Origin of the sequence: Sorangium sp. So ce367 (assembly GCF_051520455.1) — a bacterium.
In the GTDB taxonomy this organism is placed as follows: Bacteria; Myxococcota_A; Polyangia; order Polyangiales; family Polyangiaceae; genus Sorangium; species Sorangium cellulosum_B.
In genome coordinates this window covers 8631480-8645099 of the sequence record NZ_CP150334.1, presented here as the reverse complement: position 1 = coordinate 8645099, position 13620 = coordinate 8631480, and the positions used below count along the sequence as shown (strand labels likewise).

Annotated in this window: 12 protein-coding genes; 5 read left to right on the top strand and 7 right to left on the bottom strand. The window is 69.8% G+C overall.

Going from position 1 to position 13620, the window contains the following annotated elements; translation table 11 throughout:
• Nucleotides 1–199: 199 nt before the first annotated feature.
• A complete protein-coding gene (locus tag WME97_RS32720; protein ID WP_437543279.1) occupies nt 200–787 on the top strand; it encodes a thioredoxin family protein in 588 nt (195 codons plus the stop codon).
• 215 nt (nt 788–1002) lie between these two features.
• Here WME97_RS32720 and WME97_RS32715 read toward each other — a convergent pair whose 3' ends face one another.
• Both WME97_RS32715 and WME97_RS32710 read right to left on the bottom strand, forming a co-directional pair.
• On the bottom strand, nt 1003–2511 hold the full coding sequence (locus tag WME97_RS32715; RefSeq protein WP_437543276.1) for a hypothetical protein: 1509 nt from the start codon (nt 2509–2511) through the stop codon (nt 1003–1005).
• Between the two features lie 2 nt (nt 2512–2513).
• Nucleotides 2514–4715: an SUMF1/EgtB/PvdO family nonheme iron enzyme gene (locus WME97_RS32710; RefSeq protein ID WP_437543274.1), complete on the bottom strand. Its 2202-nt coding sequence runs from the start codon at nt 4713–4715 to the stop codon at nt 2514–2516.
• Between the two features lie 488 nt (nt 4716–5203).
• On the opposite strand from WME97_RS32710, the gene WME97_RS32705 reads away from it, so the two are divergent.
• Nucleotides 5204–6631, top strand: a complete 1428-nt coding sequence (locus WME97_RS32705) for a porin (protein WP_437543272.1) — start codon at nt 5204–5206, stop codon at nt 6629–6631.
• A 30-nt stretch (nt 6632–6661) separates the two neighbouring features.
• On the opposite strand, the gene WME97_RS32700 is transcribed toward WME97_RS32705, so the two are convergent.
• Nucleotides 6662–7162: a hypothetical protein gene (locus WME97_RS32700; protein WP_437543270.1), complete on the bottom strand. Its 501-nt coding sequence runs from the start codon at nt 7160–7162 to the stop codon at nt 6662–6664.
• 144 nt (nt 7163–7306) lie between these two features.
• On the opposite strand from WME97_RS32700, the gene WME97_RS32695 reads away from it, so the two are divergent.
• On the top strand, nt 7307–8332 hold the full coding sequence (locus WME97_RS32695; RefSeq protein WP_437543268.1) for an SMP-30/gluconolactonase/LRE family protein: 1026 nt from the start codon (nt 7307–7309) through the stop codon (nt 8330–8332).
• Between the two features lie 76 nt (nt 8333–8408).
• On the opposite strand, the gene WME97_RS32690 is transcribed toward WME97_RS32695, so the two are convergent.
• The 4 genes from WME97_RS32690 to WME97_RS32675 all read right to left on the bottom strand — a co-directional run bounded on the left by WME97_RS32690 (nt 8409) and on the right by WME97_RS32675 (nt 11999).
• Complete coding sequence (locus WME97_RS32690; RefSeq protein ID WP_437543266.1) at nt 8409–9257, bottom strand: SAM-dependent methyltransferase; 849 nt, start codon at nt 9255–9257, stop codon at nt 8409–8411.
• Between the two features lie 776 nt (nt 9258–10033).
• Entirely contained in the window at nt 10034–10984 is a 951-nt protein-coding gene (locus tag WME97_RS32685; protein WP_437543264.1) for an epimerase, read from the bottom strand.
• A 137-nt stretch (nt 10985–11121) separates the two neighbouring features.
• Complete coding sequence (locus tag WME97_RS32680) at nt 11122–11625, bottom strand: SRPBCC family protein (RefSeq protein WP_437543262.1); 504 nt, start codon at nt 11623–11625, stop codon at nt 11122–11124.
• A complete protein-coding gene (locus WME97_RS32675; RefSeq protein WP_437543260.1) occupies nt 11622–11999 on the bottom strand; it encodes an ArsR/SmtB family transcription factor in 378 nt (125 codons plus the stop codon). Before WME97_RS32675 ends, WME97_RS32680 begins: the two co-directional genes overlap by 4 nt.
• A 257-nt stretch (nt 12000–12256) precedes the next feature.
• Here WME97_RS32675 and WME97_RS32670 point away from each other — a divergent pair, with 257 nt between their 5' ends.
• Nucleotides 12257–12715 carry a VOC family protein gene (locus tag WME97_RS32670; protein WP_437543258.1) on the top strand — a complete coding sequence of 153 codons (459 nt, stop codon included), beginning with the start codon at nt 12257–12259 and terminating at the stop codon, nt 12713–12715.
• Nucleotides 12716–12813: 98 nt separating this feature from the next.
• Nucleotides 12814–13533, top strand: a complete 720-nt coding sequence (gene rsmG / locus WME97_RS32665; protein ID WP_437543256.1) for a 16S rRNA (guanine(527)-N(7))-methyltransferase RsmG — start codon at nt 12814–12816, stop codon at nt 13531–13533.
• The last annotated feature ends 87 nt before the right edge of the window (nt 13534–13620 follow it).

Genomic DNA, 13620 nt, shown 5'->3' with positions numbered 1-13620 from the left:
TCGCCGCGCCCTGCGGCCGCCTTGGCCCCCTGCCGGGACAGGTGCTCAGAGCTCGAGGGAGGCGCCTCGGCGCTGGAGAGGGCAGGGGAGCGCGAGCCAGAGGACGGCCGCCGCGGCCGCGAAGGCGGGGGCGGTGTTCAGCGGCGAGGGTCGCGGCGTGGTAGGGTGCGCGCCGTCACAGCGAGAGGAGAATCCTGTCATGGCACGCACCCCGTCCACGATGCTTGAGCTGGGCACCCCGGCGCCCGACTTCAGGCTGCCCGACTTCACAGGAAAGCAGGTCGCGCTGTCGGATTTCAAAAGGCAGCGGGCGCTCCTCGTGATGTTCATTTGCAATCATTGTCCGTTCGTCAAGCACATCCGCCACGAGCTCGCCCGGCTGAGGCGCGATTATGGTGCAGACGACGTGGCCATCGTGGCCATCAACTCGAACGATATCGTCGCGTATCCGGCGGACAACGCCGAGGCGATGGCCAGAGAGGCGCGCGAGGTCGGCTACACGTTCCCTTACCTCCTCGACGAGGCGCAGCAGGTCGCCAGGGCTTACCGTGCCGCGTGCACGCCGGACTTCTACCTCTTCGGCCCCGATCGCCGGCTGGTCTATCGTGGTCAGCTCGACGACAGCCGCCCTGGCAACGACGTCCCCGTGACGGGCCGCGATCTCCGCGCCGCCATCGACGCGGTGCTCTCCTCGGCGCCCGTCCCCTCGGACCAGCGCCCGAGCATCGGCTGCAACATCAAGTGGAAGCCCGGCAATGAGCCGGCGTATTACGGTCGTAGCTCATAACATCTCACCGCCACGCGCCGCGTCCCCCCAGAGCCCGTCGATTCCGCCCCGCAGGCTCGCGGAGAAAGGTTCCGTCGCATGGCGCCTGGGGGATGGCCGCTCCCCATCGCCCCATCAATTTGCGTAGGCCCGAGGAGGGAGGTTCTGCCGCACGGCGCCTGGGGGATGGGCCGATGTTTGAGCACGTGGCCTGAGCCTTGCCCAGCGGGCAAGGCTCAGGCCACGTGCGAGTTCGGCGGGGCCCCCAGGCGCCGTGCGGCAGAACCTCCCTCCTCGGGCCGGTCCTGCCGGTCCTGCCGGTCTTTCTCCCCGAGGATCGCCTTCGCCGCGCTGGCCCGAGCCGCCCCGCTCGCCACCGTCGCGTGGTCCACCACCCAGTGCGCGTCCAGCAGATCCAGGTAGTCGAGGTCCAGCTCCCCCCCGGACGGCAGCATGAACACCGCCGAGATGTGCGCGTGGCTCTGCACCGCCTGCACCATCTCCCGCGGGATGTAGAGCGCCGCGTGCGTGAAGAGGTGCACCACCGGCGTGCGCGGGTCGTGGTGCCGCGTCAGATCCAGATCCGTAGCGAGCTCCGCGAACACGCGCGCCGGGTTCCTGCCCCGCTCCCCCTTGAACGACAGGAGGTGCGCCGTCGGCAGCTGCCCGTTCTTCGCCCGGTAGAGCTCGTACAGCCGCGCGTCGAAGAAGCGGAACGCCACGTCCTCGCCCTCCAGCAACAGCCGCTTGCCCGTCGCGATCGCCATCCCCCGGGCGAACGTCTGGCGATCGCCGCGCATCGACGCCGACGCGTCGATGAGCAGGTAGTGGATGCGCCGCTGCTCGTCCCGGCTCTGCTCGCGCGCGAAATACAGCACCTCGTTGTCCGCGATGCGGCGCGCCAGCTCCATGTCGTCCCACGCGAGCTCCGTCAGCACCATGCTGTCGATCGAGCCGCGCGTGCCCAGCCCCGAGTAGCCGTGCGCCGCCGTCGTGCCCGCGGCCGGGCGCGTCTTCGTCTCGAGCACGCTCGGCAGGATCTCCAGCGAGAAATTCACGATGTCGTTCGCCTCGGGCGACGAGAGCGCCGCGAGCAGATCGACCTGGGCGAGCGCCCCGGCCGACGCCTCCGAGCCCAGCATGCCGAACAGGCGCAGCGTCTCGATGTCGAGCGCGTCCGACATCGTGAGCACGTACAGCCGGGAGACGTCGAGCGCCTCCAGCGCCCGCTGCTCGAACTCGCGCCGCGCCGACAGGAACAGCCCGCGGAGCTGCGGCTCGATCCCCTCGAAGAGCGCCGCGTCCGCGGGCAGCATCGCGCGGTAGGCCGGCGGCGTGTGGGTCCGCGCCGCGACCGCGCCGAAGAGGCGCGACAGCACGACCGTGACCAGATCGTCGCTCATCCGGAGCTGCGCCGCGCACCGCGCGGCCTCGCTCTCGGCGAGCTCCCGGAGCACCGCCCGGTACCCCTCCACGATGCGCTCCGCGTCCCGGAGCCGGCCCGCGAGCTCCCTCGGGTCGCAGCGCGGGCCGAGCTCGAGCTGCTCGCGCGGCGTCGAGAAGAGCAGGCCCGCGTCGTGCACCAGCGCGAACGGCAGGACCACCCCGAGCCGCTCCAGGCTCTGGTGCCACCGGATCGCGCGCAGCGCGAGCGACGAGCTCAGCGGGCGCACCTGCGAGAACGCCAGCGTGCCGAGCGGGCCGGCGATGGAGGGGTTCGCGAGCTGGGACGTGGGGACCGGCACGGCTACAGGCGCGCGGCGCAGCGGAAGCCGATGCCCGGCGCGCTCGCCGTCGCGAGCTGGTGGTAGCGGAACGCCGGGTTGAGCCAGAGCGCGAAGCCGCCGTTGTAGGCGCCGCCCCGGATCGCCTTGCGATCGCCGGCCGGCGCCCCCTTCGGGTTCACCTGCTCCTCGTCCTTGTAGGTCTCGAACCAGTCCGCGGTCCACTCCCACACGTTGCCGACCACGTCGTCGGCCCCGAACCTCGTCTTGCCGTTCGGGAACGAGCCGACCGGCGCCGTGCCGGAGAAGCCGTCGTCGGCGTCGTACATGCGCTCGCTCAGCGTGAGCCCGCGCGCCTTCTCCCACGCCGTGCACTCGGTGCCGCACGCGTTCATGAAGGTCTGGTCGCCGGGCTTGTCGCCCCAGGGGAATTTGCGCCCGTCGGAGCCGCGCGCCGCGTACTCCCACTCCGCCTCGGTGGGCAGGCGCTTGCCGTGGACCTCGCAGTAGGCGTTCGCGAGGCTCCACGGCAAGCAGTTGATCGGGTGCTTCGCGAGCTCGGGCTTGCCGAAGGTGCACTGCTCGGCGAGGGCCGTCAGCGTCTTCTGGTGCGCGGCGGCGGGCGCGCTGCTCGTGTTCGGGAAGTCGGGCGCGGCCGGGGGCCGCTTGCACTCTCCCTTGTCCGAGCACGCCTTGTAGTCGCCCGCGGTCACCTCGTGGACGTCGATGCAGAACGTGTCGATCGTCACCTTGTGCGCGGGCTGCCACAGCTTGAACTCCGGCTCGTCGGAGCCCATGAAGAACTTGCCGCCCGGGACGAGCACCATCCCTGCAGGGCACTCGGTCCGCCGCTCGGGGAGCGCGGCCGCCGCGGCCGTGGCGCTCGCCGTCGGCGCCGCCGCGGTGGCGGACGCGGTGGCGACCGGCGCGCTCCGCGACGCCTCTTCCTCAGGCGGCGCGGAGCGCAGCAAGCTCCAGGTGATCGCGCCGCCGGCCGCGAGCGCGAGCGCGACGCCGCCGAAGAGCAGCGGGCCCTTCGACCTCGGCGCCGCCGCGTCGCTCGCGGCGCTCGATCCGGCCACGGAGACCGGCTGCGACGTCAGCGCGGGCGGCGGCCCCGGGGCCGTGGAGGGCGCCGCCATCGTCGGCGCGGTCTGCGCCTGCAGCGAGATCCGCGGCGAGGACGCGAGCCGCGGCGCGGACGCGCGGGGCGACGGCGCGCCGGACGGGGGCGCGAGCGAGCCGCCGCCCGTGGAGAGCGCCCAGGCCGGGTCCTCGGGGAAGACCGCCCGGTGCAGCGCCGACCAGAAGCGGCCCATGGTGGGGAAGCGGTCCGCCGGCGCGACGGCGAGCGCCTTCGCGAAGACCGCCTCGACCTCGTCGCTGACCGTGAGGCCGAGCGTCCGCGGGGTCGGCCGGCGCGACGGATCGCGGCTCGCGACCGCGAGCTGGAGGTAGTCGTCGCCTTGCAGCGCCGGCGCTCCGCCGAGCATCACCTCGATCATGATGAGCGCCATCGCGAAGACGTCGGTCCAGGGCCCGGTCGCGCCGTGGGTCCGGCTGAACTGCTCGGGGGCGCCGTAGCTCGGCGTGAACGCGGTGATGTCCTTGCCCGTGTGGGCGAGCGCCGTCGCCGCCGCCGCGTGATCGGCCATCACCTTGGCGATGCCGAAATCGAGCACCTTCACGAACGTCGAGGCGTCGCGCGGCTGGCCGACGACGAACAGGTTCGCCGGCTTGATGTCGCGGTGCGCGATGTTCCGCGAGTGCACGAGATCGAGCGCGATCGCGGCCGACTCGAGCAGCGCCATCGTCGCGCGCAGGTCGCGCGTCGGCGCGCCGTCGGTCGTCTCGTCGAAGAGGACCCGATCGAGCGGCCTGCCGTCGAGCCACTCGAGGACCATGTAGGGCAGCCACTGCCCGTCCGGCGCGTTGAACGTGCCGATGTCGCGGGCCTGGACGATCGCGGCCGAGCGGCTGGAGAGCTCGGTCATGAGCTTGCCCTCCTGGATGAACGCCTGGAGCAGCTGCTCCCGCTGCTCGGCCGGCGCGCCCCCGAGGAGGGTGAAGCACTTGACGGCGACGGGCTGCTTCCAGATGACGTGCTCGGCCCTGTAGACGACGCTGAAGCCGCCTTCGCCCACGGCGTGATCGATCCTGTACTTGTCGGCGATCAGGCTGCCGGCGATGTTGAGCGGATCGCTGCGGTCCGGGTTCTGGCTCATGAGATCCCTACGCACCGCGGCGGGGCCCCGATCGGAGCGCCTCGTGCGTGCGTCGGGGCCATCTTAGTTGCCTCGCCGTCGGTTGGAACCCTTTCGCGCGATCCGGCGCCCTCCCCGATCCGGAGGCGCCGCCCGCTCCGGGTGTCCGATATGGCGGATGTCCCAAGGCCCGTTGGATGGTGAGCGAGCCCGCATTCAGGGATCCTTGTGGGCGCGATCCATCTCTTGACAGAGATCTTCGTCCGTTATATTGGATGACACATTCGGTGGTTCCCTGCTGGCGTCGCTGCTGCCCAGCCGGGTGCTCCTGACCGCGGCCTCTCGTCTGCGCGTCGTGCGTGGGACGCGGAGCGCAGGCCGGGGAGTGAGGGGCCGCCGCCTGCGAGGGCGTGGTGCGCCTTCGCGCCGGCGGCCGTTGCCGGCCGTGCGCGCCGAGCGCCGCGCGCCGTGCGTCGTCAGCAGCAGGTTTGATCCGAGGAACAACGCGCTTGAAATCGATCAACGGAAAGAAGTCGCACACGGTCCGCGCGGCAGCGGCGCTCTCGCTCGTCGTCGCCGCGCTCCCCTCCCAGGCGTCCGCTCAGCAGCCCGCGGCGCCGCCCCAGGCCCCGGCGCCGCTTCCGGCCCCGGCGCCGCAGGAGACCGGTGCGGCGGCCGGCGTCGAGCCGCTGAGCCGCCGGGTCGCGGAGCTCGAGCAGCAGCAGCGCGGGCTGATCGAGCGCCTCGAGGCGGAGCGCAAGGCGGCCGCCGAGGAGCGGGCCAGCGCGGAGAAGCAGCAGGCGGAGGCGGCGAAGGACAAGGGAAGCGGCGTCAAGGTGACGGCGGCTCCTGGAAAGGGCTTCACCGTCAAGACGGCGGACGACAAGTTCTCGTCCACGATCCGGGCCCGCGTGCAGCTCCGCGAGACCATCACGCACACGGCAGAGGACGACACGAACGAGATCAACGTGAAGACGGTGCGCCTCACGACGAGCGGCCATGTCCTCTCGCCCGATCTCAAGTACACCGTGCAGCTCGCCTTCGGCGGCAACGACTTCGAGAAGGACAGCCCCTCTCCCGTCTTCGACGCCTTCGTCGAGTACACCGGGATCCGCGATCTCAACGTGCGTGTCGGCCAGTTCTTCGTCCCGTTCGACCGGGCGCGGACCACGCGCGAGTTCACCCTCCAGCTGGTCGATCGCCAGATCGCCGTCCGCGAGTTCACGCTCGATCGCGACGTCGGCCTGATGCTCTCATCGCCCGATCTCTTCGGCCTGGGAGGCAAGCTGTCGTACAACCTCTTCGTGGGCGGCGGCGAGGGGCGCAATCGCTTCGGCGGCCAGAAGCACGGCCCGCTCGCGGTGGCGCGGCTCGCGGTCCGCCCGTTCGGCGCGTTCGACGACGACCAGGAGGGCGACCTCTCTCGCGAGGCGAAGCCCCGGCTCGCGGTGGGCGTCGCGGGCGCCTACAACCACCAGACCAACCGCCAGAACAGCACCTATGGCACGACGCTCGCGCACGGCGCGGCCGACTACCTGCACGGCGCGGCGGATCTCGTCTTCAAATACGCCGGCTTCTCGCTCTCGGCCGAGGCCGTGGTGCGCCACGCCGAGCGGGATTCCTTCGAGGGCGAGGTCGACGGCGCGCCCGTGCGGGAGTGGACCCGGTCGGGGTACGGCTACTTCGTCCAGTCGGGCTTCCTGCTGACCGAGCGGGTCGAGGTCGCCGCGCGCTGGGACCAGATCTTCGCGGAGCGCGGCACCGATCCGAAGCTCGTCGACCTCGTCGACACGCAGGGAAAGCAGGTCGGCGGCGGGCTCAATTACTATGTGAACGGGTATGCCCTGAAGATCCAGGGCGATTATTTCTACATCTTCGGCAAGGACACCGCCGAGGCCCGCCACGTCGGTCGCCTCCAGCTCGACGCCACGTTCTGAGGGCGACGCGCGGCCATGGGGAAATCATGATCACTTCTCGGATTTCCCTCGCCAGGCGTCCATCTGCGCTCGGTCGCGACGCCTGATGGCCTCGAGCTCATGGCGTTGTTCGTCGGTGAGGTCCGGATTCACTGCCCAGAGTGCCTTTGCCTCCTCCGGGGACTCGGCCCACATCAAGACATCGCGGTAGTCGCCCTTCGCGGCGTCGGTCATCCGGCGAAGCGCCCCGAGGGCGTCTCCGCTGAGCTTGATGATCGCCAGACGGACGCGCGCGGTCTCCCGCTCGTACGATTCGACGCCGTAGCGGCTGAGCGCGGCGCGCGCCGCAGCGCGGTCTTCCTCGGAAGGCCACGCGGCGACCAGCTTCTGTTCGACCTCCGGCTCCAGAACCTTGCTCTCTCTGCTCATGCGGTCGCCGCTACTGCATCCAGGTGAAAGGAGTACGGACGGTCGCCGTACTGCTGGTCCCTGTGCGCAGCGACCGCATACGACCGTGCCTTTTCTCTCGTGGTACTCATGAGGCCTAACCATCAGTCGAGTGGTCAGCCGAAGCCGGCGGACCAGGTCTGTCCAGATCGTCGCCTTTTATGAACTTCCCCACGGAGAGTCCCATGGATCGGCTCTGCGCCGCAAGCGCTCGGCGCTGTGGTAGATTCGCCGCTCGGAGGTCTTCTCGTGGCACGATCCCGTGGCATTTTCACGTCCATCGCCGCTGCGGCCGCGATGGTCTCCTGCGGGGGGGAGACCCCGCCGCCCGCGCTGGCACCGGCGGCTTCCGCTTCCGCCGCGCCCGTCGCGACGAACAGCGCCGAGCCCCCGCCTGCGGCTCCGGCACCTCCCGCGGCGTCCACGGCGGCGCCCGAGCCGCCCAAACTCGCCGCGCCGAGCCCTGTCGCCAGGTACACCGGCTTCGCCAAGCCGGAGAGCGTGCTCTACGACGCGGACAACGACCGGTACCTCGTTTCGAACATCAACGGCAATCCGGACGACAAGGACAACAACGGCTTCATCTCCGTCCTCTCGCCCGACGGTCAGGTGACGAACCTGAAGTGGATCGAGGGCGGCAAGGCCAAGGTCAAGCTCGACGCGCCGACAGGCTCGGCGATCGCGAAGGGCGTGCTCTACGTCGCCGACCTCACGACCGTCCGGATGTTCGACCTCAAGACCGGGGCGCCGAAGGGGGAGATCTCCATCCCCGGTACGACGTTGCTGAACGATGTCGCGGCGGCTCCGGACGGCAAGGTCTACGTGTCCGACTCCGGCTTCAAGATCACCGCGACCGGAACCCTGGAGGCGACGTCGAGCGATGCCATGTACGTCATCGAGAAGGGCAAGGCCAGGGCGCTGGTGAAGACCACCGACCTGCACATGCCGAACGGCCTCGCATGGTCCGACAAGGGGCTCGTGGTCTGCTCGAGCGGCGCTCCCGAGGTCTTCCGCCTCGACGAGAAGGGCGCCAGGCAGGACGTGACGGCCACGGCGCCCGGCGGCCGCCTCGACGGCCTGATCTCCCTCGGTGACTCGTTCCTCGTGACCAGCCACGACGCGTCGGCGGTGCTTCGCGGGAAGCTCGGCGGAACCTTCGAGGTCGCGATTCCCGAGCAGAAGACGCCCGCGGACATCGGTTACGACACGAAGCGTGGACGCGTCCTCGTCCCCCATGTGATGGTGGACACGGTCGACGTCTACGAGCTGAGGTAGTCTGCGGACGAAAGACCCTTCGCGATGGAGGAAGGCCTCCTCGAGGCGGCGATGGAAGGTTGACGCCCCACGGGCGTCAATCTTTCACACCGACAAGCCGCATGAAGCAGAGCGCTCCGGCCTCACCGAGGTGTCGAGCGCAGCGCCATCCAACGACTTCGTGCGCCGGGTATGAATCGGGGCTCTCGCTGGCGAGTTGTGTGAATTTCTGGTAGTGCTCGATGAATGGCGTAGTCACGTCCACCTCCACGACGACGCGCAGGCCCGCGGAAACAAAGGCGTCGCGCCACTTCTCCGCGCTCACGAAGCTTGACCGCCAAACATCGGAGAGCGTATCCAGCCAGTTCTCCTCCTGTAGGCTTCCGGGGTCTCGGCCGAGGCAGGTGTCTTCGAACGCGACGCGTCCGCCAGCAATCAGCCAGCCGCTCGCCAGCTCGAGCAGGCGCACAGGATCGGCGGTGTGGATCCATGAGTTTTGGCCCCAGACGACGGAATAGGCGGGTTCTGGCGTGAGCGCCATGATGTCAGCGCATGTAAAGGTCACCGTCGTCTCAAGCCCTGTGAGCCGGGTCAGCTCCATGGCGTCGCTGTGCCGCTGCGGGTTCAGGTCGACGCCATGGACTCGGCAGCCATAACGGCTGGCAAGGAGTCGTGCCGGCCCCCCGATGCCGCTGCCGAGATCGAGGACATGGTCCGAAGGGCGGACGCCACATGCCTCCGCCAGCTCAAGCACGAACGGTGCGCCTCCGACGTGATTCTGGTCCGTGATCTCGCGTTCCTCATCGAACGCGAGATCGTCCTCGGTGAGCCGAGTTTTATGCTCACCCGCGAGCCGTTGCTTCAGGGTTTCGAGGCGCAGCGGATGGCCTTCGTAGACTTCGAGCACCTCCTCGGGTGTGAAGTGACGGACGCGCTTTCTCGTCATCGGAGCGACCCCATGGCAATGGTGAGTGGGCGAAACGTGGCTCAGGCTTCTGGTGTGTGGCGCTCGTGTCGCTGGTGGCGGTGTCGTACATGTGCACGATGTCGGGGACTGTGCGGCTTGCGATCGGTCTGCCATGTCTATCGGAGGTCTGCGCTGAAGGGAGGTCAGCAGGCGGTCACCGTTCGACGATTCCAAGGATTTCATTCTGGATGAAAGAATCGTCGGAACAAGTAGCGTTTACCGCTGATGGCAGGGACGGAATCGAGCTCGGCCCTGGTCCGGTTTCGCGTATCGCCAAGAGGCGAGTCGTCGCTGGCAACTGGCCGATTGGACGAGGGATCGCCATGCAATCCGTGTTGCGGTCCGTGTATCTCTGCTTCTCCTCTGGTCCGCATGATGCGTGGATTTCATGAAAGAGGCCGTGTTGCGATTTTTGTGGCCGATTGCAAAGAGCGTGCAAGGCGCGCGGGCCCGCTGGGAGCTCTCGTGCTTCTTCCTTGTGCCTCCCCCGCACCTCTCTCCCTCTCTAGCTATGACTCTAGCTAAAAGCTTGCCAATCCCACTGCGCGGCGCCAGGCGCGCGTGCGCCGGCGAGCTCGGCGCGGCCGCCATGGCGCTGGCCGAGCTCGGGCGCGTCGCCGGCAAGGGGCTCGAGGACGGGCGCGGCGGTGGCGGTCGGGGCGGACGGCAAGCGCGGCACGATCGCCGTCGCGCCCAGATCAACAGAGCTTGGGTCGGGAGAGCTCAGGAGCGCACACCGGGAGCGCGTCAGCTCCTCAGCTCTCGGTCCGCCATCGCGCCACGAGGTCGCGCGCCGCCGACGACCACTCGGTGAAGGCGAACGTGAACCCGGCCTCGCGCAGGCGTCCCGGGACGACGCGCCGGCTCTTCAGCACGAGTTCGGTGTCCGTGCGCATCACGAGCGCGCCGACCTCCAGCATCCATTTCGTCGCGGGCAACCCGAAGCCGATACCCCAGACCTCGCGCAGCGCGCGCATGAAATCGCGGTAAGGGAGCGGCCCCGGCGAGGCGAGGTTGACCGGCCCGGAGATGTCGTCCCGCTCGATCAAGAACCTCGTCGCTCGCACGAAGTCGCGATCATGAATCCACGACACGAACTGCTGCCCTCCGCCGGCCGGACCGCCGAGGCCCCGCCGGGTGAGCCCGAGCAGCACGTCGAAGATGCCGCCGCGATCAGGGCTCATCACCATGGAAGCGCGGATCGCGATCTTGCGCGTGCGCGGCGTCTTGGCGTCGTCCAGCGCCTGCTCCCACGCTCGGGCGATCTCGACGCTGTTGCGCCAGTACGAGGGGACGTCCGGCTCGTCGCCGCCGAGGAGCCCGGTCGCCTCGTCGTTGGGCGCGTCGTGGCGGTGCGCGTAGATCGTGGCCGTGCTCATCTGAAGCCATACGCGCGGCGGCTGTGAGGCGGCGGCGATCGCCTCGCCGACGGCGCGCGTCGAGTCCACACGAGAGCTCCTCATCGCGCGGAGGTTCTCGTCCGTGTAACGGCAGTTCACGCTCCGGCCAGCGAGGTTGAACACCACGTCGGCGCCGTCGAGCTCTCGGACCCAGGGACCGAGCGTGCGTCCATCCCACGGCACGACCCGCCCCGCGGGCACGCTCGCGCTGCGGCACAGGACGATCACCTCGTGTCCGTCGGCCGCGAAGGCGCGCGCAAGGATCTGACCTACCTGTCCGCTCCCGCCCGGAAGGACGATCTTCATGCCGCGAGCCTATCTCGGGCCGCCGCGAATGCACAGCCCGCTCCTTCTCCTCGTCCAGGGCTGGAGCGCCGCGAAGGAGATGGGGAAATCATGATCACTTCTGCCGAGCGCCCGCGCGCGCTACGCCTGAGTACGCGCTACGCCCGCGTGCGCGCGTCGCCCAGGTAATAGTCGCGCTGCGCCGGATAGTAGTCGGCGAAGCTGGGCAGCGGCTCGCCGAGCCTGGAGGCGACGAGCATGTCGAGGTAGTACTCCCAGCCCGGCCCGATATCGCCGGCGAGCGCTGGATCGGCGAGGCGCTGGATGAAGGTGAGCTCGGTGATCTCGCCCTTCGCCGCGAGCGACAGCTCGAGCCGCCACTCGCCGTGATCGTCCTTGGCCGAGAGCGCGAGGCGATGCGGCGGCTCGCACGTGTCGATCGAGAAGTCACACCACGGCGCCCCCTGCTCGAACGCCATCTGAAGGCGCACCGTCTTGCCGGGACCCGCTTCGCCCTCCCACGGGCCGATCCAGCGCGCCGTGCTCTCGGAGGCGGTGACGCTCTGCCAGACATCCTCGATGGGGGCGCGAAAGCTGCGCGTGATGACGAGATCGGCGCCTGTCGCCGTGCTCCGGACGCGGCCTGTGGGTCGGGGGCTCATGCGGTCTCCTTCCTTCGTTTCGCTTCGTTGTGAGACGGGGATGCGGTCGCCATGCGCCGCTGCCGGCCGACGCGCTGCACCTCGGTCTCGAGCGCGTCGAACCGGCGGTGCCACGGGCTCGCCGCGTGTAGCTCTCGCAGGAACGCCTCGAGGTCGGCGAGCGCACCGAGCTCGAGGCGGTACTCGCGCTCGCGACCGCACTGGACGTCGCGCACCAGGCCCGCCTCGCGCAGCACGCGCAGGTGCCGGCTGACGGCCGGGCGGCTGACCGGAAACGCGCCGGCGATCGCGCCCGCCGTGGCGGTGCGATCGCGCAGCATCCGCAGGATCTCCCGCCGGATCGGATCCGCCAGCGCCTGGGCAACCGCGTCCATCGGCGTGATGTGTAACGGATGTGTTACGCGTTTGTCAAGCGTACGGCCGAGCGCGCAGGTGAATTTCTTCCAATACGCGGTCGGCGCGATGCTCCAGGATGAGCGCCGACCCGGATCGCCGAGGCGACGGGCGCCAGGAGAGGCTCGCCTTCCTCCTGGCGCTCGGGCGCGCGCGGAGCGCCGCTCATCGTCAAGGCAACTCCCGCCGTTCCCCCGGGAAAGGCCATGATCCGATACGAGCACGAAGGAGCGCGACGATGACGAAGAGCAAGGTCCACCCCGTCCCCGAAGGTCAGACGTGCTTCCCCTACCTGAGCGCGCGGAGCGCCGCGGAAGCCATCGAGTTCTACAAGCGCGCGTTCGGCGCGCGCGAGGACTCGCGCATCCCGATGCCCGACGGGCGGATTGGCCACGCCGAGCTGTCCATCGGTCGAGCTCGGTTCTTCCTGTCGGACGAGTATCCCGAGCTCGGCGCCATCAGCCCCGAGACGCTGGGCGGCAGCAGCCCGGCCGTCGTCGTCTACGTGGAGGACGTGGACGCGCTCGTCGCTCAGGCCGCGGCGGCAGGCGCGACCATCGATCGCCCGCCGCAGGACAAGCCGTTCGGAGACCGGACGGCCTGGCTCCGCGATCCATACGGCCATCGCTGGTCCTTCGCGAGCCGGATCGAGGACGTCTCTCCCGAAGAGCTGCAGAGGCGCCTCTCGGCGGTGTAGCGACCCGCCACAAGGGCGGCCCCGGAGCGGGCGGGGAGGGCGAGCGCGAGAATTGCGGCGCTTCACGAGGGGGAGCTTGCTAGGGTGCGCGGACGTCCATGCCCCCTGACGAACGCGCTCCTCTCCCGCTGCCGGCTCCCGCTCCGCTCACGCCTCCGGAGGGCTTCGCGGAGCGCCTCGCGGCGATCGGCGTCACCCTCGACGCCGCGACGATCGCCAGGCTCGGCGATTACCTCGCGCGCCTGCTCGCGATGAACGAGCTGATGAACCTCACCTCGGTCACGGATCCGGTCGAGGTCTGGGAGAAACACATCCTCGATTCGCTCACGCTCCTGCCCCTCCTGGAGGAGCTGAGCGCGGGGGCGCGCCTCGCCGACATCGGCTCGGGCGGGGGCCTCCCCGGCCTTCCGGTCGCCATCGCTCGGCCCGATCTGAGGGTGACGCTGGTGGAGGCGACGCAGAAGAAGGCCTCGTTCCTCACCGCGGTGGCCTCGGGCCTGGGGCTCACCAACGTGTCGGTGCGCGCCGAGCGCGCCGAGCAGCTCGGCAAGGGCGATCTCCAAGGCGCGTTCGACGCGGTGACGGCGCGCGCGGTGGGGCGCCTGGTCATGCTGATCCCCCTGACGGTGCCCTTCGTGCGGCCGAGCGGGATCGTGCTGCTGGTGAAGGGCCAGCGCGCCGAGGAGGAGCTCGCCGAGGCGAGCTGGGTCCTCGGGCGACAGCGGGCCGCCTTCGTGAAGACCGTGGCGACGCCGACGGGGAAGATCGTGATGCTGCGGAAGTCCGGGGAAGAGCCGAAGCGCCATCCCGGGCGGTGATCCCCGGCGGTGTCCGATTCCCGCCGGGTCGGCGCGAGCACAGCGTGGCGGAGCGCTGGAAACGGAGCCGTGCGCGTCCGGGCCGGT

Coding starts and splice junctions, on each gene's coding strand:
- WME97_RS32720 (WP_437543279.1), top strand. CDS start 200: ATGGCACGCACCCCGTCCACGATGCTTGAGCTGGGCACCCCGGCGCCC.
- WME97_RS32700 (WP_437543270.1), bottom strand. CDS start 7,162: ATGGTTAGGCCTCATGAGTACCACGAGAGAAAAGGCACGGTCGTATGC.
- WME97_RS32690 (WP_437543266.1), bottom strand. CDS start 9,257: ATGACGAGAAAGCGCGTCCGTCACTTCACACCCGAGGAGGTGCTCGAA.
- WME97_RS32670 (WP_437543258.1), top strand. CDS start 12,257: ATGACGAAGAGCAAGGTCCACCCCGTCCCCGAAGGTCAGACGTGCTTC.
- WME97_RS32710 (WP_437543274.1), bottom strand. CDS start 4,715: ATGAGCCAGAACCCGGACCGCAGCGATCCGCTCAACATCGCCGGCAGC.
- WME97_RS32685 (WP_437543264.1), bottom strand. CDS start 10,984: ATGAAGATCGTCCTTCCGGGCGGGAGCGGACAGGTAGGTCAGATCCTT.
- rsmG (WP_437543256.1), top strand. CDS start 12,814: ATGCCCCCTGACGAACGCGCTCCTCTCCCGCTGCCGGCTCCCGCTCCG.
- WME97_RS32680 (WP_437543262.1), bottom strand. CDS start 11,625: ATGAGCCCCCGACCCACAGGCCGCGTCCGGAGCACGGCGACAGGCGCC.
- WME97_RS32675 (WP_437543260.1), bottom strand. CDS start 11,999: ATGGACGCGGTTGCCCAGGCGCTGGCGGATCCGATCCGGCGGGAGATC.